This is a genomic window from Bradyrhizobium sp. URHD0069 (assembly GCF_000701345.1).
Classification (GTDB): domain Bacteria; phylum Pseudomonadota; class Alphaproteobacteria; order Rhizobiales; family Xanthobacteraceae; genus Bradyrhizobium.
In genome coordinates this window covers 208,155-227,867 of sequence record NZ_KL370775.1, presented here as the reverse complement: position 1 = coordinate 227,867, position 19,713 = coordinate 208,155, and the positions used below count along the sequence as shown (strand labels likewise).

At 60.9% G+C, this 19,713-nt stretch carries 15 protein-coding genes; 3 read left to right on the top strand and 12 right to left on the bottom strand.

Annotation, left to right across the window (positions count from 1 at the left end):
• Positions 1-7: 7 nt before the first annotated feature.
• The 11 genes from N554_RS0131650 to N554_RS0131600 all read right to left on the bottom strand — a co-directional run bounded on the left by N554_RS0131650 (position 8) and on the right by N554_RS0131600 (position 13,936).
• Positions 8-1,075 carry an alcohol dehydrogenase gene (locus N554_RS0131650; RefSeq protein ID WP_029587099.1) on the bottom strand — a complete coding sequence of 356 codons (1,068 nt, stop codon included), beginning with the start codon at positions 1,073-1,075 and terminating at the stop codon, positions 8-10.
• Between the two features lie 74 nt (positions 1,076-1,149).
• Positions 1,150-2,139, bottom strand: a complete 990-nt coding sequence (locus N554_RS0131645) for an ABC transporter ATP-binding protein (RefSeq protein ID WP_029587098.1) — start codon at positions 2,137-2,139, stop codon at positions 1,150-1,152.
• A complete protein-coding gene (locus N554_RS0131640) occupies positions 2,136-3,131 on the bottom strand; it encodes an ABC transporter ATP-binding protein (RefSeq protein WP_029587097.1) in 996 nt (331 codons plus the stop codon). Before N554_RS0131640 ends, N554_RS0131645 begins: the two co-directional genes overlap by 4 nt.
• On the bottom strand, positions 3,128-4,000 hold the full coding sequence (locus N554_RS0131635; protein ID WP_029587096.1) for an ABC transporter permease: 873 nt from the start codon (positions 3,998-4,000) through the stop codon (positions 3,128-3,130). The genes N554_RS0131640 and N554_RS0131635 overlap by 4 nt, the downstream gene beginning before the upstream one ends.
• On the bottom strand, positions 3,987-4,937 hold the full coding sequence (locus N554_RS0131630) for an ABC transporter permease (protein WP_029587095.1): 951 nt from the start codon (positions 4,935-4,937) through the stop codon (positions 3,987-3,989). Before N554_RS0131630 ends, N554_RS0131635 begins: the two co-directional genes overlap by 14 nt.
• 6 nt (positions 4,938-4,943) lie before the next feature.
• On the bottom strand, positions 4,944-6,482 hold the full coding sequence (locus tag N554_RS0131625; RefSeq protein WP_029587094.1) for an ABC transporter substrate-binding protein: 1,539 nt from the start codon (positions 6,480-6,482) through the stop codon (positions 4,944-4,946).
• 143 nt (positions 6,483-6,625) lie between these two features.
• Entirely contained in the window at positions 6,626-7,831 is a 1,206-nt protein-coding gene (locus tag N554_RS0131620; RefSeq protein WP_029587093.1) for a CaiB/BaiF CoA transferase family protein, read from the bottom strand.
• Between the two features lie 117 nt (positions 7,832-7,948).
• Positions 7,949-9,235, bottom strand: coding sequence for an MFS transporter (locus N554_RS0131615; protein WP_036054797.1), 1,287 nt, complete (start codon positions 9,233-9,235; stop codon positions 7,949-7,951).
• Positions 9,236-9,313: 78 nt separating this feature from the next.
• Complete coding sequence (locus N554_RS0131610) at positions 9,314-9,787, bottom strand: PRC-barrel domain-containing protein (RefSeq protein ID WP_245283783.1); 474 nt, start codon at positions 9,785-9,787, stop codon at positions 9,314-9,316.
• Between the two features lie 117 nt (positions 9,788-9,904).
• Positions 9,905-12,106, bottom strand: coding sequence for an amylo-alpha-1,6-glucosidase (locus N554_RS0131605; RefSeq protein WP_029587090.1), 2,202 nt, complete (start codon positions 12,104-12,106; stop codon positions 9,905-9,907).
• A 66-nt stretch (positions 12,107-12,172) separates the two neighbouring features.
• A complete protein-coding gene (locus N554_RS0131600; protein WP_029587089.1) occupies positions 12,173-13,936 on the bottom strand; it encodes an ABC transporter ATP-binding protein in 1,764 nt (587 codons plus the stop codon).
• A 296-nt stretch (positions 13,937-14,232) separates the two neighbouring features.
• On the opposite strand from N554_RS0131600, the gene N554_RS0131595 reads away from it, so the two are divergent.
• From N554_RS0131595 to N554_RS0131585, 3 genes are all read left to right on the top strand, one after another.
• Positions 14,233-15,303: a glycosyltransferase family 4 protein gene (locus N554_RS0131595; protein ID WP_029587088.1), complete on the top strand. Its 1,071-nt coding sequence runs from the start codon at positions 14,233-14,235 to the stop codon at positions 15,301-15,303.
• A gap of 342 nt (positions 15,304-15,645) precedes the next feature.
• Positions 15,646-16,095, top strand: a complete 450-nt coding sequence (locus tag N554_RS0131590; RefSeq protein ID WP_029587087.1) for a (2Fe-2S)-binding protein — start codon at positions 15,646-15,648, stop codon at positions 16,093-16,095.
• Between the two features lie 11 nt (positions 16,096-16,106).
• A complete protein-coding gene (locus N554_RS0131585; RefSeq protein ID WP_029587086.1) occupies positions 16,107-18,287 on the top strand; it encodes a xanthine dehydrogenase family protein molybdopterin-binding subunit in 2,181 nt (726 codons plus the stop codon).
• 160 nt (positions 18,288-18,447) lie between these two features.
• On the opposite strand, the gene N554_RS0131575 is transcribed toward N554_RS0131585, so the two are convergent.
• Positions 18,448-19,653: a BtaA family protein gene (locus tag N554_RS0131575; protein ID WP_029587085.1), complete on the bottom strand. Its 1,206-nt coding sequence runs from the start codon at positions 19,651-19,653 to the stop codon at positions 18,448-18,450.
• Positions 19,654-19,713: the final 60 nt, after the last annotated feature.

The window sequence follows — 19,713 nt, the reverse complement described above, 5'->3', positions numbered from 1 at the left end:
ACCAGATTTACGGCGTGAGCACCGCGCGCCCGACCAGCCTGCCCTTCTGCAGCTCAACCAGCGCCTCATTGGCTCTTGCGAGCGGCATCGGCGTCACTGGAATGGGGGCGACCTTCTTGGTGCGTACGAGATCGAGCAGTTCCTGCGTCTCCCTGAGATTACCGACATAGCTGCCCTGGATGGTGATGGCCTTGATCGGAATCAGCGGCAGCGCCCACGGCGCGCCGCCGCCGAACAGGCCGACGATCACCAGTTTGCCGCCCTTGGTCAGGCAATCGAAGCCAAGTTGCGTCGTCTTGGCATTGCCGACCAGATCGATCACCGCCCGGATCGGCGCGCCGGCTTTGCTGACGAGTTGTTCCAGCGCGTCGGGCGCGCCGCCATCGACGGTGGCGAGCGCGCCAGCTTTTTCCGCAGCTTCACGCTTGCGGGCATCGATATCAACGACGATGGCGCCCTTGCCGCCCATGGCCTTCAGGAGCGACAGCGCCATCAGGCCGAGACCGCCCGCGCCGAAAATGACGATTGGCGTGTTGAAGCTGGCTTCTACCTTCTTGAGGGCGCTGTAGGTGGTGACGCCGGAGCAGGCGTAGGGCGCGGCGCTGACGGGATCGAGCCCTTTTAGATCGAGCAGGTATCGCGGATGAGGTATCGTCATGTGGTCAGCATAACCGCCGTCGCAGTAGACGCCGAGCGAATTGGGTTTCAGGCACATATTCTCTTCGCCGGAAACACAGGTCTCGCATTTGCCGCAGCCGAGCCAAGGATAAACCAACGCGATGTCACCGACTTTGAGATCGCCCTTGTCGCCGGCCTTGGCATCCGGTCCGAATGCCAGCACTTCGCCGACCGTCTCATGTCCCATCGTGCGCGGCAGCGAGACACCGCGATCTTTCAGAGAGAGCGGTTTTCGTCCATGGCCGAGATCGTAGCCGCCTTCCCAGATGTGCAGATCGCTGTGGCAGACCCCGGCCGCCTTCACCTTGATCAAGACCTGTGTGCCCGACGGTTGCGGCGTCGGCTGATCCACCTCTTTCAGAGGGGCATTGAAATCGGCAACCTGGAAACTCTTCATTGTTTCTCTCCCCGTCGATGGTTCTTGCTTTTCGCCGGATATTGCCAGGCAGTTCTCGAACCGTTGTTAGAGCTTTAGGCCGTTGCGATCAATGGATGATGGCAAGCGGCGAACTGGTCCGGCGCCACCGGGCGAAGCTCCGGCACTTCGTCGATACATCGCTGGTCCGCCCGGGGACAGCGGGTACGGAAACGGCAGCCTGAGGGCGGTGCAATCGGCGACGGCGGTTCACCGACCGCCACGGTTTCGGCGGGCCGCACGTCCGGATCTGGCACCGGGATCGCCTCGATCAAAAGCGCGGTATAATGGTGCGCGGGTTTGGCGAATAGTTGTTCCGACGGCCCGACTTCGCACAGCCTGCCGAGATACATCACGGCAACCCGGTCGCTGACCGCCTTCACCACAGCGAGATCGTGGGCGATGAAGAGCAGCGTCAGGCCGAAGCGCGCCTTCATGTCTTCCAGCAGATTGAGGATCTGAGCGCGAATCGAAACGTCTAGCGCGGAAACCGGCTCATCGCAGATAACGAACTCCGGATTGAGAACGAGCGCGCGCGCAATGCAGATGCGCTGGCATTGTCCGCCGGAAAACTCGTGCGGCAGCCGTTCGATCACAAGGCCGGGATCGAGTCCAACCGCGCTGAGCACCTCGCAGACGAGCTCTTGTCGTTTTTTTGGGTCCTTGACGCCCGATATCACCAGCGGCTCCGCGATGATATCGCCTATCCGCCGCCTCGGGTTCAGCGAAGCGATCGGGTCCTGAAAGATCAGTTGCACGCGCCGGCGTATCCGCCGCAAGCTATCGCCTTGCATCGCCGTGAGGTCCTGGCCGTCGAACAGAACCCGCCCGGAGACCGGCCGACGCAACTGCAGCACCGCGCGACCCAGCGTGGACTTGCCACAGCCGGACTCTCCGACCAGGCCAAGGGTCTCGCCGCGGGCAACTTGCAGGCTTACGTCGGATACCGCGTGGATCGTCTTGCCGCCGACGGCATACTCAACGACAAGGTTTTCCACCCTGAGAAGGGAATCACGCGAACTGGATTGCCGGGCTTCCTGCATCATGCGCAGATGCCGGCTGCGACTTGAATCGGGTGAAAACAGGCATATTGGTGGTCCAGCCGATCAGCATCGGCGAGCAAAGGCTTCTCTCGAAAACATCGGCTGGCCGCATAACGGCAGCGCGGCGAAAACGAGCAACCCTGAATAGGTCGGGTCGGATCGGGTGGGCGTCCTGAAATCGCCGGCAATGGCGTGTGCGGTGCGGCATCGATCTTCGGTATCGCCGCGAGCAACGCCTCGGTGTAGGGCATGCGCATTCTCTTGAACAATTCAGGCGTCGGGGCTCGTTCCACGACGCGCCCGGCATACATCACTGCCACTTCGTCGGTTCGGCCGGCGACAACGCCGAGGTCATGCGTGATAAGGATCATCGCCATATGCCGCCGACGCTGTTCGCGCGCCAGCAGATCAAGAATTTGGGCCTGAACCGTCACGTCAAGCGCCGTGGTCGGTTCATCGGCGATCAGCAGTTTCGGCTCGCATGACAGCGCAATGGCGATCGCCACGCGCTGCCGCATGCCTCCCGACAGTTGATGCGGATATTGCATCAATCTCTGCTCCGGAGCGGGAATGCCAACTGCAGCCAGCAACTCCGCGCTGCGCTTTTTTGCTGCAAGAGCACCAAGTTCGAGATGCTCCTGCAGGGTTTCAATAAGCTGCGTGCCAATCGTCAATACCGGATTGAGCGAGGTCATGGGGTCCTGAAAAACCACCGCAATTGATCGGCCGCGCAGTTTGCGCAACTGTTCCGGCTCAAGCCGCACCAGATCCTGCCCGTCGAACATCACACGGCCGGAAAGCCTGGCCTTCCTGGGTAACAATTGCAGGATGGCCCGCGACAGCATGGTCTTGCCGCAACCGGATTCGCCGACGACACCAAGCGTTCGGCCGGCACCGATTCTCAGGTCGACCTGATCCACCGCGCGAAGATTGCCGCGCGGCGTCGGCAGATCGACCGCAACACCCTCGACGGAAAGCAGCACGGGGTCGCTCACAGTGCGCCCTGCCGCGGATCGGTGAGGGCGCGGAGCGTGTCGCCGACGAGATTAAAGGAAAGCACGGTCAGGAACATCGTCACCGCGGGAATGAAGGCCAGCCGCGGCGCAATCTCCAGGCTCTCGCGCCCCTCTCCGATCATACTGCCCCAGCTCGAGATAGGCGGCGGCACGCCGAGGCCGAGGAACGACAGCGCTCCCTCGACGACAATCGTGACGGCGACGCCGAGCAGGAAGAAGGCGAACAGCGGCAGGAACACATTAGGCAGCAGCTCACGCAAGAGAATGCGCGCATGCGTGGCGCCGAGTGCTTGCGCCGCAATGACGAATTCGCGCCGCGCCAGGCTCAGCGTCGTTGCTCGTGCGACGCGCATGAAGGCGGGGATACCGAGCACACCGAGAATGAGAGTGAGATTCGGCAATGATTGCCCGAGATAGGCGGTCACCGCCAACGCCAGGATCAACGGCGGAAATGCCAGCAGCACATCCATGCTCCCGACAACTAGCGTTTCAAAACGTCCACGGAAATAGCCGGCCAGCATGCCAAGCGCGCCGCCGATCGTGATTCCGATCATCGGCGCGCACAGGCCAACCACCAGCGATATCCGTGCGCCGTGGATCAACCGGGCCAATTCGTCCCGCCCAAGGCCGTCGGTACCAAGCCAGTGCTGCATCGAGGGCGGCTGCCGCCGTTCCAGCATGTCCATCGCGGTCGGGTCGGCCAGCGGCAGCACGCCGGCAAAGATCGCGACGGCAAAGACAAAAACGATCCAGCCGATCGCGGCCCAGAACAACAGTCCCAGCCGTCGCGTTTTCCTGATCGGAGCGGCGACGACCTGCTCGTCGATATCGAGTTCAAGCGTGGCCATGACGGATCCTCGGATCGAGCACGGCGTAGAGCATGTCGACGACAAAATTCATCAGCACATAGCCGCAGGCCACGAACAGCACGACGCCCTGCAGGATGATGAGGTCACGGGTGAAAATGGCGCCAAGCAATAGCCGGCCGATCCCCGGCAACGCAAAGATCGATTCGACAATAACAGTTCCCCCGATCAGGCGGCCGATGTTGATGCCGGTGACTGTGACCAGCGTCAGCGACGACGGCTTCAATGCATGCACCAGCAGGATGCGCGACGGCTTCAGCCCCTTGGCCCGCGCCATCGCGATGTAGTCCTCCTGCAGCGTCGCGATCATATCGGATCGCAGCACCCGCATCAGCACCGGCCATTCGCCGAGCGCCAATGTCAGCGCCGGCAGCAGGAAGCATCGCAGATTCCCGACGGGGTCTTCGCTGAACGGCACATAGCCGGTCGCCGGCAACCACCGAAGCTCGACGGCGAACAGGTAGATCAGCAGGATCGCCGACAGGAAGGCTGGCACCGACAGCATGCTGAAGGCGCTGCCGGTCATAAAGCGATCGAACGCGCTGCCGCTGCGCACCGCACATGCAATCGCGAGCGGAATGCCGATCGCTAATGCGCCGAGCTGGGCAAGCAGCATTAACTCGAGCGATACCGGAAGCCGTTCCATGACCGCCTGCAGCACCGTTTGCCCGGTGCGGAACGACCTTCCGAAATCACCCTGCAGTACATTGCCGAGCCAACTGAGATAACGCCACCAGATCGGCTGATCGAGCCCCATGTCATGGCGCAACGCCGCCACCTTGTCCGGCGTGGCCTGGTCGCCGAGGATCACGTAAGCGAGATCGCCCGGCAGCAGCGAAGCGATGAGAAAGGTCAGCAGAGATACCGCAAGCAGGACCGGCACCAGATACAGGAGCCTTTGCGCAACAAATCCCGGCATGCGAGATCATTCCATCCAGACGTTGGATACGTCGATCACCCCGCCATACATCTTCGGAAAACCTTTGAGCTTCGCGCTCGAAAGCGCGTAGTAGGTGTTCTGGAAGGTCCAGAACCAGATCGCTTCCTGATTGATTATCCGGCCGACGGAGCAGTAGTCCTCGATCCGCTTGGCCTGATCGGCCGTCACGCGTGCCCGATCGAGCAGCTTGTCAAGTTCCGGATTCGCGTAGTTGGCAAGTGCCACCGGACTGCCGGAGCGGAAATTTGCAAACATCTGCGGATCGGGATCGGCGAGGTCGATGATCCGCCACGGCGTCAACTGGAACTGGCGCATGAAGGCGCGCGGCACGATGGTCGCCTGATCGACCTGCTCGATCTCCATGTCGGCGCCGACCTGCTTCCAGAACTGCTGCAGGACCTGACCGACATTGCGCCCGCGCGGCGTCGCGGTGACGAGCATCTTGAATTCGACCGGCTTGCCATAGTCCTTGATCAGCGCCTTGGCTTTTTCCACATCGGTGGCAAGCGCGCCGTCGTCCTTGCACTTGACCCACGAGCCATCGCCGAAGGGATTGCTGGCCGGCCGGCTCAAGCCGTTCGTGATCGCCTGCGACATCTTCTTGCGATCGATCGCCATCACCAGCGCCTGGCGTACGCGCACATCGTCAAACGGGGGCGTCTTGGTGTTGAAGGCATAGACCTGGGCGCCGGACCCGACATAGGTATGGACCGTCAGCTTCGGATCCTTTTGCGCTTTCTGGATGTTGTCGGCGTCGTATTCATCGTCCCAGATCAGATCCGCCTCGCCCGATTGCAGGCTGGCGAAGCGCGACTGCGCATCCGGCAACGGTTTTAGGACGATACGATCGAGATAGGGACGGCCCTTGTTCCAGTAGTCCGGATTCCTTTCGAGCACCATTCGATCGCCGGCCGACCACGATTTCAATATGTACGGACCGGTACCGACGGGATTGCGGTTGTATTCGTCGCCCTTGGTCTTCCACGCCGTTGGCGACTGCATGACCCAGTTCGAGCTTTGAATGGTGACGATCGCCGGGAAGTTTACCGACGGATCGTTCAGATTGTAGACCACGGTCAGTTCGTCCGGCGCCTGCGCGTCCTTGATACCGGAGATGTAGAAGGCGCAGCGGCACTTGTTGGCCGGGTCCTTCTGTCGGTCGAAATTCGCTTTCACGGCTTCGGCGTTGAAAGGCGAGCCGTCGTGGAATTTGACGCCGGGCCGCAGCTTGAACGTCCAGGTCTTGAAATCTTCGGAATGACTCCAGGACAAGGCGAGCTTCGGCTGCGCCACGCCCTTGTCGTCGAGATAGGTAAGCGTGTCGAAGATCGACGCCGCGGCGGTACCCGCCGCGGTATCGAAGACGCCGACCTTCAGCGGATCGAAACCGGTAATGTCGAGTTCGAGGCCTACGGTGATGCTGCCGCCCTGTTTTTGGGCATTGGCAGCGCCTGCAAACAAAGCGATGCCGGATGCGGCAACAACAATTTGCGCGAAAACACGCGCCCCCGATACCGCTCTCATCTGGTGCTTCCTCCAATATTCCGCCGCCCGGTATTCCGGATCGTCGATGACTACCGATCAGATTGGCGGGAATCGCAGTCTCCGGCAAGGCCGGAGGCGGGCGCCGGATGAAAAGCCGCAGGTGTCCTCTTAACGCTGGGCCTTCAGCGCCGCTCTGCCGCCAGCGATTTACCTGTGAAGGCCGCTATTTCACCTTCCGAAAGACCGGTCTCTTTGAGGAGCGCAACGGTGTGCTCGCCCAAGGTCGCCATTCGCTTTGCGGCGGAGACATTGGCTCCGGACATGCGAAACGGCAGGTTCAGGACCTTGAACGTGCCTCCGCCATCCCTGACCTCGGACAACGCTCCGCGATGGGCGATTTGCGGATCGCGCAATGCTTCGGCAACCGTGCGATAGGCCGAACAGGGAACGCCGTGTCCATTTAACTCAGCGAGGCATTTTTCGGTCGTGAGCGCGCGCGACCACGTCTCGACTCCGTTCATCAAATCTGCCCAATTGTCGCGGCGGTCGGAATATTTCGCAAAGCGCGCATCGGCAATCCACTCGGGATGACCGATGACTTTGATCAGGCTCTGGAACGTTTTCTCGCTGGCGATGGCTAGCATCACAAAGCCATCCGCCGATTCGATAGGCCCCAACATCGGCCGCGGGGTCTGCTTCACCTCGAACTGCGCCCACTGCAATTCATTCAAGGTCAGGCTCAGCATCGATTCCAGCATCGAGACGTCGATGTTCTGACCTCTTTGACTGCCGTGGCGCTGGTACAACGCTGCCGAGATCGCTCCAAACGCATAGACCCCGGTGAGCACATCGGCGAGATAGATGCCGCAGTGGTCGGGCCGGGATCGCCCGGGCTGGTACGACAAATGGGCGATGTCGTAACCGGAGGCCGCATGGATAACGGGCGCATAGGCCGGCAGCTCCGCCGATGGACCGGTCTGACCATACCCCGAGATTGAACAATAGATCAGTTTCGGATTGAGATGTTGCAGCGAGCCGTAGTCCAGCTTCAACCGTCGCATCACGCCGGGGCGGAAATTTTCGACCAGGATATCGGTATCGGCGACAAGCCGGCGGATAACTTCGATCGCGTCGGGCGATTTCAGATCGAGAACGAGACTTTTCTTGCCGACATTGAGCTGGCCGAAGGCGGTGCTAAAGCCGTTGCGGACCGGCGGACGGGTTCGCATCGTCTCGCCTTCCAAAGACTCTACCTTGATGACCTCCGCGCCCATATCGGCGAGCATCCGCGTGCAATGTGGACCGGCAATCGTGGTGGAAAAATCAAGTACGCGAAGCCCCGCGAAGCTCTTTGTCAAGCTCCCCTCATCGTTTGCTGCTATCGTCATTCCAAACACTCCCTCCGTGCTGCGCACGTTCGGCCGCGGCATGACCCTAAATTGCGCCGTTACGCCAGGGAAGCGATTCTTTGAAAGTCTTATTCGTTACCTCGGAAAGCCATCTCCCTAGGCTCCGTCCTTGCCGCCGCGTTGCCAGTGCGCGCTCCGCCGCGTTTCCGGCATTATCAGCCAGATCATGGCAAGGCCAACCGCCGCAACGCCCGCAAGCCCGATGAAAGCAACGCTGCTGCCGAATTTATCGCTGACGTAGCCGGCGAGCACGGTGCTAAGGGACGCACCGATGCCGACTGCCGTGCCGACAATACCCTGCGCAAGATTGAAGTGGCCGCTTCCGAATGAGATGTCGGCAACAATCAACGGCACCATCACGCTGAAAACAGCCGCGGTGATTCCATCGAACACCTGCACTGCGACCAGCAGATATGGATCGTGCACCGTCGCAAACAGCACGCCGCGAATAGCCAGCGCTCCAAAACCGATGAGCAGCAACGGCCGCCGACCCCATTGCTGCGCCTTGCGTCCGACCGACGGAGACATCAGCGCGACGATAGCTTGCGGCACGATGATGCAGGCGGCGATCAATACCGGCGCCCACTGGCTAGATCGGGTCGTCACGACACCCGCCATTAATGGAAGCATCGCCGCGTTAGCAAGCTGCAGCAAGAGCACGCTGCAGGCGAAGATTAGCAAGGGACGTTGACGTATCAAACTGAGAACGCTGGTTGCCTTGGCGTCGGGCTCCTCGCGCGGCAGGGCGCCGTGCGCCTGGGCTACATCGATTTCGCGCTCACGGATGCGCGAGAGAGCAATCAGGGTTGGAAACGCGAGGATGAAAGTGACGAGAAATACCGATTGACTGGACAGCAGATAGCCGGCCGTGCCCATCACGGCCGCGGCGGTTCCGTTGCCAAGCGACGCGAAGCGGGCATTGCGGCCGAGCCGTTCGCTAATCGCAAGGGGCCCAACCAGGCCGAGGCTAATCGCGGCAATTGCCGGACCCAGCACGCAACTGGCGGCGGCGTGTAGCGCTGCAGCAGTAACCACTACCGGAAAAATCGGCCATAACGCATAAGCGAGCGCGCATGCGCCGATCGTCGCTACCGCAAGGCCGGCCACCAGACGTTCGGAGCGGGCGGCATCGACGATGGCTCCCCCGGGCATCTGCCCGATCAGCGCAATCACGCCACCGATCGACAGCACCAGACCGATCTCGACTTGGGTCCACTTCTGCGTCGTCAGATACACCGCGACGAAAGGGCCAAATCCGGTCTGCACGTCCGCGAGGAAGAAAATGAACCAATCGAGCCCGTGCGAACTCTGGCGGGAGGGCGTTGGCGTGGGCTTGCCCGCCTTTGGTTCCGATACCGGCGACGTAGCACTATCGCTGCCGATCGGCCGATCGCGGCGATCACCATCAATCCGATCAATCGAATGGGATGAGCGTGCGAACAGGATGTTTCTCCGGCTTCTTCAGGGGTCAAACTGTAGCGGCTTCAAGCTGCCCGTTGCGCCAAGCACCACGATCGGCGTATCTTCCTTGTATTCCGGCGCCGCCATCACCTGCTCCTTTGTCAATTCGAGTGTGATGCTGTCGCTTTTATTGGCCACGCGTCCGAAATGCAGCGCGCTCCAATCTACAACGATCCTTCGGCTACCGACGCCGAGAAAGCCGCCGAAATCGATCACAGCCGCGCGCACTACTCCGGTCCGATCGACGATAACGTCGACGATACGCCCCATGTTCTCGTTCGCCGCGCTGCGAACCTCCCGGCCAAGCACGCCGTGTGCCTCCCTCGCACCAATGATCGTGACCGAGGGCGGCGGCGCCGGCTCTTTCGGTGCCGCCGGAGGCGCCGGACTTTGCGGTTGAGCCGGTGGCGGTGCGTTGCCATCCGCTTGCGGCCCCTTGTCGTTTTCGGCCGACAATGCGGCACCTGCCGACATCGCCAAAGCGGCTGCAATGAAGATGTACTGGCGTCTCGCGCGCATATGGCCTCCTGAACTACTCGCCCGAAGGGCATTAATTGACGTACGGATGCCTGAAACGCGGGGCGGTGCCAATTAGTGCGCCAGCACGATCGACACCTGGATCTGGCCCCGCGTACGCAAGACCTCTAGCGATACTTCGTCGCCGTGACGGCGAACCCGAAGATCTACGCTTGACGGACCAAGCTGCAGATCGCGCAGCACCACTTCGTTGAGGAAGACCGGCAGGCGTGGGTTGCGCAGACGAATTTCGCCGCGCTGCGCGTCGAATTCAAGTCCAAGGGCCGCCTCCAGCAGCGTGAACGGCGTCGCGCTGGCCCATGCCTGCGGCGCACAGGCGACCGGATAGAGCGTCGGTCCGCGTCGCTTTTCACGCCGGAAGCCGCAGAACAGCTCAGGTAGCCGCCGCAGATCCATGTAGGTGGCAGCGTCGAACAGGGCCTTGAACAGATGCGCGACCGAATGTTTGAAGCCGTAGCCCGCAAGCCCGAGCGCAATCAACGCGTTGTCGTGCGGCCAGATCGAGCCATTATGATAGGACATCGGATTGTAGCGCGCCTCGCCGATCGCCACGGTGCGGATACCCCAGCCGGAAAAAAAATGTGGCCGCATCAGATCGGCGGCGACCATTCGGGCCCGATCTTCGCGTACCATCCCGCTGAACAACAGCTGCCCGGCATTCGACGTGCGCACCAGGCACGGCTGCTTAGCGCCGTCGAGCGCGAGCGCGTAGGTTCCGAGTTCTTCACACCAGAACGCTTCTTCGAAACGCTCGGCGAGCCGCTGCGCCTCGGCCTCGAGCTTTTGCGCCATGTCGATTTTGTCGAGGCGCGCCGCGCAACGTGCCGCCAACTGCTTGGCGGCAAACACGTAGCCCTGCACTTCGGCGAGCGCGATGTACCCCTCGGCAAGTCGACCATCGGCGTGAAAGATCGCATCGTAAGAATCCTTCCAGCCCTGGTTGGCCAAACCCTGCTCTGATGCGCGCTGATACTCGACAAATCCGTCGCGGTCGGGATCGCCGGCGCCGTCGATCCAGCGCAGCGCCGCCTCGATCGAAGGCCACAATTCGACCAGCGTCTCGTTGTCGCCGGTGCGCTCGAAATAAAGTCCAGCCAAAAGCACGAACAGCGGCGTCGCATCGACGCTGCCGTAATATTGCGCGAATGGCACCTCGCGCAGCGAGGCCATCTCGCCGCCACGCATTTCATGCAGAATTTTTCCGGGTTCGGCGTCAGCGAGGGGATCGACTGTTTTGGCCTGGTAGAATGCAAGCCGCTTCAGCACGCCGCACGCGACCCGCGGGTCGATCCACAGCATCTGGATTGCGGTGATAATTCCATCGCGGCCGAACGTCGTCGAATACCAGGGAATGCCCGCATAGGGATATCGTCCCTGCGGCGTATCCGTCATCAGGATGTTGAGGTCGGCCATCGACCGGCACAGCACCTCGTTTAAGATGTTATTGGACGTTTCGATGCTGGCGGCGCCCACTGTCGACCGGCGCATCTCGCGCCGATGCGCCAGCAATCCGCGAAAGAACCAAGCCGGCTTGAACGCGGCCGACTTGTTGCAGGATGCAGCAACAAACAGAGAGCTGACCTGTTGCGGCGCGAGATCAAGATGATAGGTCGCGGCATTCACCGCAAGGCGCGTCGGCCATGGATCGAAATGCAGCGTGGTGGTACGCGTTTTGCCGTCGAGCCCGTAATACTCGAACCCGACGTCGGAGGGGCCAAGCAGTTCGCTGGAGCCAATGCCTCGGCGCGCGCGCTTTTCGCCGCGCACTTCGAACAGATCCGCGAAGTCGTTGTCGAACAGCAGTGTCAGATCGAAGCTCGCCGGCAGATCTCCGTGGTTCTGCACGCCAATCCGCTGATAGGCGGTTCCGCGCCACAGAAAGATCGTGCGGACGATGTGCAGCATGTCCTTTTGCAACACGAGTCTGCCGTCGCGATAGATGTCGGGATTGGTGAGATCCACGGTCAAGGCGGAATTGTCATCGCGCAGATTAGATCCGAGCAGCAGCGGCTGCAGTTCATCCAGAAGCAGCTCGAGCCGGGCGAGATAACGGGTGTCGGCGTTGAACAGGCCGTCCGGTCCGCCAGCGGAAGCGCCGATGTCGCCATGACAGTCGAGCACGATGAATGTATCGTCGTGCTTGAGCGAGCGCCGCGGCCTCGCCGCAGGCCCGGTCATCGGGATGTAGAACGGCGATTCCGAGACCCATTCGACGGCTCGGACGGTCATGATGTGGGATAGGACTTCGGCTGCCATTTGACCTCGAGCGGTTTCCCCCGGCGTTGCGACAAGCGCACTAGGACTCCACACCAACTCGGTACATCAGGCTGCGTGTTTCGCAAGCCGGCTCATTTCCTGGGTCACCAATTCGCGATAGGGACCCTGGCCCTGCATTAAGCGATCCGGCGGGCCGTCTTCGATGATCTTGCCGGCCTTCAGCATCACCACCCGATCGAAATTGCGCAGCGTCGCGAGACGATGGGCGATCGCAATGACGGTGCGCCCGCGCATCAGGCGGCCAAGCGCTTCGCGTATCGCTTCCTCCGATTCGCTGTCGAGCGCGGCGGTAGCTTCATCCAGCAGCAGGATTGGCGCGTCCTTCAGGAACGCGCGCGCGATGGCAATGCGCTGACGTTGGCCGCCCGACAGCTTGACACCGCGGTCGCCGACCATGGTCGCAAGGCCTTCCGGCAATGTCTCGACGAAATCACAACGCGCCGCGATTGCGGCACGCAGCACCTCATCATCGGTAGCGTTCGGCCGTCCATATCGGATATTTTCCATGATCGAGCGATGAAAGAGCGAGATATCCTGCGGCACGACCGAGATCGCCTGACGCAGGCTTTGCTGCGTCACCCTGGAGATGTCCTGACCGTCGATCGTGATGCTACCGTTCTCGACGTCGTAGAAGCGTTGCAGCAGCACGAACAGCGTGGATTTTCCGCCGCCGGACTGACCGACCAGCCCCACCCTCTGCCCAGGCTGGAGACGAAGGCTGAATTTGTCAAAAACCTGAAGTCCACCGGGATAGCGGAACGTAATGTTGTTGAGGGCGATTGCTGCGCCGCTCTTTACCAGCGGCTCGGCTTCCGGATGATCACGAAGTTCGTGCGGCAGCAACAGGGTGGCGAGCGCTTCGGTCAACCGGGCGACGTGCTGGGTGACGTCGACCAGCGCGACGGCGAGATCGCGCGTGGCGCTCAAAATGGAAATTCCCAACGTGCAGACCAGCACGACGTCACCGGTAGTGGCGTTGCCGTTCTGCCAAAGCACGATTGCCCAAGCCAGCAACGCAATCGTCATCACCACGGTGATCGCGGCGTGGGTAATCCGCAGCTTTTCGAGGTAACGGAGGCTGCGCCCGCGCGCCGTCAATTCGCGGTTGACAGTCGCGTCAAACCGGTCGTGCTCGAAGCTGAGGCCGCAAAATGCCCGCACCAGCGGCATATTATTAATGACATCGACCATTTCGCCGTCGACGGCAGCGGCCTTGTCCGCAAAATCGTCATGCAGCGGCTTGCCGGCAGCGGCCAGATGAAACATCGCGATCACCATCGCGCCCGCGATGACGATCAGCCCCGCGGCCATCGACAGGCTGACGGTTCCGATCAGGGCGATCGCTGCGATCGTGGCAATGCATGGCGGCAACACGTTCCAGACGAACATGTTTTCGACCGTGAAAACGGCGTTCGACGTCGCCGTAATACGGCTTGTCAGCATTCCCGGCAGCCGGTCGGAAAAATAGCTCGGCGCATGTCCGGTGAGGTGCCGAAAAATGTCGCGTCGCAAATCCCCGGTAACCCCCACAAAGGTGAAGCTCGCCGTCCAGCTCGCGATCCGCCACAGAAAATTATCCGCTGCTATCAGGCACATGAGAAAAACGAATGCCAGCCATACGCTGCCTGCGCGGGCCGCCCCGGCCGATAGACCGTCGACCAGGTATTTCACGCCATATTGGGTGCCTACTGAACAAGCAACCGCCGCCACAACGGCGGCCACAATAACGACGTGCGATGCTAGACGCTGGCGAAGATAGCGCAACACGAATGGAAGCGGACGATGTGCGTATCCCGAAAGATTGTCCATGTGACTGCAAAACCCGTTGGAGGAGAAGGAGAATCTATTCAGATACGTTCCATGCGACCGAATGCCGGAGATGCCTCTTCAGTTCCGTCGTGCTGCCATCACCGCGCAACAATTGTACAGCATTGACGCTGACGTAAAGTCTGGTCGGGCGTGATGGCATGAACAAGACCACGGTGTGGAAGAACTGCGCGTATTTGGGAACTTCGCAGATGCGAAAACGTTCCCTCTTTAGCGGGCCTCGTGTCGACGCAAAGTGGGGCTTTCATTCATCCATGACAAATAGAGGAGAAGAATAGATGCGCATCGCGCAGGTTGCTCCACTGACGGAGGCTGTTCCCCCGAAGCTTTATGGCGGCACTGAACGGGTGGTACACTGGCTGACCGAGGAACTGGTCGCATTGGGAAACGAAGTCACCTTGTTCGCAAGCGGCGATTCCCGGACTTCAGCGAAACTTGACGCGACATGGCCGAAGGCGTTGCGCCTGGACGGTTCCGTCCGCGACCCCAACGCGCTGCACATGGTGATGTTGGAGCGTGTCCGGCAGAAATGCGACGACGAGGAATTCGACTTCCTGCACTTCCATCTCGACTATTTCCCGTTTTCGCTATTCTCCCGGCAGCCGACCCCGTTCGTGACTACCCTGCATGGCCGGCTGGATTTGTCCGAGCACCAGCCGGTGTTCGCCACCTTCCCTTCCGTTCCGGTGATTTCGATTTCGAACGCCCAGCGGCGCCCCGTGCCGCAAGCCAATTGGATAAGCACCATCCATCACGGCCTGCCCGAGAACCTGCTGATGCCGCAACCGGTCAAGGCCGGCTATCTCGCAGTGCTCGGCCGGATCGCGCCGGAGAAGGGTGTCGATCGGGCAATCAAGATTGCGACCCGGTGCGGCATTCCCCTTCGGATTGCCGCGAAGGTGGACCGGGATGACCAGGAATATTACGATGAAATCATCCGCCCGCTGATCGAGCGTAATCCTCTTGTCGAATACATCGGCGAGATCGGCGACCCCGAGAAATCCGAGTTTCTGAGCGGCGCGATCGGGCTACTGGTCCCGATTGACTGGCCGGAGCCGTTCGGCCTAGTCATGATCGAAGCCATGGCATGCGGGACGCCAGTGATCGCCTACAACCGCGGCTCAGTCGCGGAGATCATCGACGACGGGCTGACCGGCTTCATCGTGGAGGATGACACCAGCGCGGTCGCTTCGGTCGATCGCCTCTCCGGGTTGAGCAGACCTGCAATCCGAAAACAGTTCGAGGCGCGCTTTACCGCGCGCCGCATGGCGCTCGACTATCTTGCCACCTATCGCAGCTTGATGGAGGCCGCAGAGCCGCGTATCAAGCTGGTGAGCAGCGCCGAATAATTCGGAGAGTCGCCGCTACAGCCGATCTCCCGCGAACGGCGCCCGGTCGCCGCCGTTCGTCAGGATCGTTCCCTATCGGGTTCAGTCGAAGTGTCTGCGTGGAACTCGCAGCGCACATTTGGACCATAAGCGCATGACGGTAAGCGCGCGCTCGGCTCGACGATTTCGAACATGCGCGAAAATTCGTTCATTAACGCCATCAACTCGGCAATGCATTGCGCAAATGCTGACGGCGCGCGATCAGCTTGGATTTTCGCGAACGCAGAATGTTGATTTGAACGATTTTAATTTTCAGTCCAGCATCGCTTCACAGCGCGGGATTAAATCCATCAAAGGAACAAGATGGCGAATCTCACAATCAACGGCAAAGCTTTCGACGTTGACGTCGAGCCGGACACGCCACTGCTATGGGTGATCCGGGAAAATATCGGTCTAACCGGCACCAAATACGGGTGCGGTATTGCGCAATGCGGAGCCTGCACGGTCCATGTTGATGGCGTTGCGATGCGCTCTTGCGGTGTGCAGGTCAGCGAGGCCAGCGGCAAGCAGATCACCACTATCGAAGGGCTGGCCTCCGACGCCGGGCTGCACAAGGTACAGCAAGCCTGGATCGACAATGATGTCCCGCAATGCGGATACTGCCAGACCGGAATGATCATGGCGGTCGCGGCGCTTCTCAAGGAGAAGCCGAAGCCGACCGACCAGGACATCGACGAAGCCATCACAAACATCTGCCGCTGCGGCACCTTCCAGCAGGTGCGCCAGGCGATCCACCTCGCCACGAACGTTTGAGGGAGGCAATCATGAATCAGATGCCTGCCCTTAACCGCCGCGCTTTCGTTATCGGCACCGCCGCTGTCGGTACCGGCCTCGCGCTCGGCTTCGATATTCCCTTTGGTGGCCCCACTGTCGTGCGCGCGGCCGACGGCTCGCCCGAAGTCAATGCTTGGGTCGTGATCCGGCCCGACGATACCGTCGTCATACGCATCGCCCGCTCGGAAATGGGCCAGGGCACGCTTACCGGCCTCGCTCAACTCGTCGCCGAAGAACTCGAATGCAACTGGTCGAAAGTCACCACCGAATATCCGACGCCAGGACAAAGCGTGGTGCGCAAACGCGCATGGGGCGACTTCTCGACCGGCGGCAGCCGCGGTATCAGAAGCTCGCAGGATTATGTGCGCAAGGGCGGCGCGACCGCGCGGATGATGTTGATCCAGGCTGCGGCGAACGAATGGAAGGTACCGGCTTCGGAGTGCAGAGCGGCCCACAGCGTTATCACGCACACGCCGTCAGGACGCGTGACGACCTTTGGCAAGGTGGCTGAAGCCGCCGCACGGCTCGAGCCACCCACGGACGTCAAGCTGAAGGACCCGAAGGATTGGAAGCTCGTCGGCAAAGGCGTTAAGCGCCTCGATACCGTTGACAAGACTACCGGCCGGATGACTTACGGCATCGATATCAGGCTGCCGGGCATGCTCAACGCCGCGATCAAGGATTGCCCGGTATTCGGCGGCAAATTGAAAGGCTTCGACGAAGCCAAAATCACCGGCATGAACGGCGTCAAGAAGGTGGTGAGGGTCGGGGACAGTGCCGTCGCGGTCGTTGCCGACACCTGGTGGCACGCCAAAACCGCGCTCGAAGCCCTGCCGATCGTTTGGGACGAAGGCGACAGTGCCAAGGTCTCAAGCGCATCGATTGCGAAATGGCTTGAGGAGGGGCTTGATCCCGCGCAGCCGGCCTTTATCGGCAATCAGAATGGTGATGCCAAAGCTGCCGTCGCGAGCGCCGCCAAGAAAGTTGAGGCAGTTTACAACTATCCCTATCAGAACCAAGCCGCGATGGAGCCGCTGAATGCCACGGCGCTCTATACCGCAGACAAATGCGAGGTCTGGTGCGGAACGCAAAATGGCGAGGCCGCTTTCGCCGCCACGCTGGAAGCATCCGGTCTGCCGGCCGACAAATGCGACGTGCACAAGCAGATACTCGGCGGTGGATTTGGCCGTCGCGGCCAGACTGACTACGTGCGGCAGGCGGTTCTGATTGCCAAGCAGGTGCCCGGCACGCCGGTCAAACTGCTGTGGTCGCGCGAAGAGGACATGCAGCACGGCAAGTATCATCCGATCACCCAGTGCAAATTGACTGGCGCCTTCGATGCCGAGAACAATCTAAGCGCGCTGCAGATCCGTTTGTCGGGACAGTCCATCCTGTTCAGCCTGCGTCCGGAAGCATTGGTCAACGGTATGGATCCAGCCGCATTCCAGGGCCTCAATGCGAGCGGCGAAGCTGCGATCGGATATTCGGTTCCCAACCTTCTGGTCGAGCATTCGATGCGCAATCCCCATGTCCCGCCGGGATTCTGGCGTGGCGTGAACATCAATCAGAACGCGATCTACCTCGAATGTTTCATGGACGAACTGGCGCATTCTGTAGGCCAGGATCCGGTTGAATTCCGGCGCAAGCTGATGACCAAGCATCCGAAGCATCTTGCCGTACTCAATGCTGTGGTCGACAAAATCGGCTGGGGCAAACCGGCGCCGCAAGGTGTCTATCGCGGCATCGCGCAACACATGGGCTATGCCAGTTACGTCGCCGGTGCGGCCGAAATCTCGGTAACCGATAGCAACAAGATCAAGGTGCATCGTCTCGTTGCTGCCACCGATCCAGGCTATGTCGTCAATCCAGAGCAGATCGACCGCCAAGTCGCCGGCTCCTTTGTCTACGGTCTGTCGGCGCTGTTCTATGGCGGGTGCACTGTCAAGGACGGCCGTATCGAACAGACAAATTTCGATAGCTACAATTCGATGCGGATCAGTGAGATGCCGAAGGTGGAATCGATCATCATGCCTAGCGGCGGTTTCTGGGGCGGCGTCGGCGAGCCCACCATCTGCATCGCGGCCCCTGCCGTGCTCAACGCCTATTTCGCGGCAACCGGAAAACGAATCCGTTCGGTACCGCTGAGAGATCAAAACATCACATTCGCCTGACACTTCAGGCGGCGGCCTTCATGGCCGCCGTCCAATATGACACCGTGCTGATGAACGCGCGGCGCCTGATGACGCGGAGAAACGTCGTAGGTGCCATCACGGCCACTGCAACGCGACAAATGCCTAAACCTCCTTACAAAGAAGCAGTCGCGGCCATCAATCAGCGCCGTTCGTAACAGTGGAATCCGCCGTAAATTCCCGATCGGTCCCGCGCGAAACCGATCGCGCTTCGTTCCGCGTCGCGACACCAGATTTGCCGCAACGGCGCAAGTTCCGCGTTTTCCAAGGGAGATTCCGTGCCGGCCGTGCGAAAGATCACGCGAACGTTGTCGCTGCCGGTACGATCGATGACGTTCCAAAGCGCACGGATTTCCTCCGGCGCCATCCAGTCCTGCGAGTCCAGCAGCACCACGGCATCGACCTCGCGTGCCGGAAGGCTTTCCAGAAACAGGCGCAGATTGGCGTGGACCGGAATGATCAATCCCGCGCCGTTGCGCATGCGTCCGAACTGGCTGCGCTGCAGATACGGCGGGAGACAGCGATCGCCGGGACCGGGATAGCTGCGATGCAGCGCCTGCCAGGCAAAATAATTTGTTTCATTGGGGTGATCATTGATCAGGCGCAACAGCCGCTCATAAAGCACTTCGTTGAGCGGCGCGCCTGCTCCCAGCAGGGCGCGCTGCTGCGGCGGAATACCGAGGCTGAACAGCAGCGCGGGCGTTCCGGTTATCAGCCGCGCCAACGGCGAATGAAACAGCCGGTGCAAACGATCCAGCGCCTGAATGCGCTCGGGAGCGTCCGCTTTGCCGTTCAACAGCGCCGCGAGATCGATCCCGGCGACTTTCGCCACCAGATGGGCAGCGCCGATGAAGCGGCCGAGCATGCCGTGGCGGTAGAAGCCGTCGGTGAAATAGGCATGCCGCGGACGGCCAATGACGTTGCGCTTGTCCCAGTATGCGCGGGTGTCCGCATCCAGCATCGGCCACAGCCGTTCACGATAGAGCGCAGAGTTCGACGCCGAGGCCGCCTCGCCGAAGAACTGCCAGAATTCGGCGTAGCTTGAGAAAGCACGAAGCCCGGCGAGCTTCAGCCTGAGCAGCGAAAGGTGGGCTTCGTTGAGATCGACCGCATACACTTGAGCCGGCTGCGCGGTGAGATAGGACAGCGCATTGCATCCACCGGACGAAATGGTGACGATCGTCGATCCGATCGGTAGCTGAAGTGCCGCGAGGTCGGCTTCCGGATCCTCCCATATCTGGGTGTACACGAGCCGGCGAAACCAGAACGCGAACAGCCTGTCCCAAATGGTGGCTTCGCCCTCGCCCCTGCTGTTCCGGACCGCGTCCGCGATAAGCTGCGTATTCATGCATCCCCCGAATCAACAATTTGATGAGGGTATCGCGAGGTCACTGCAGTTTTGCGACAG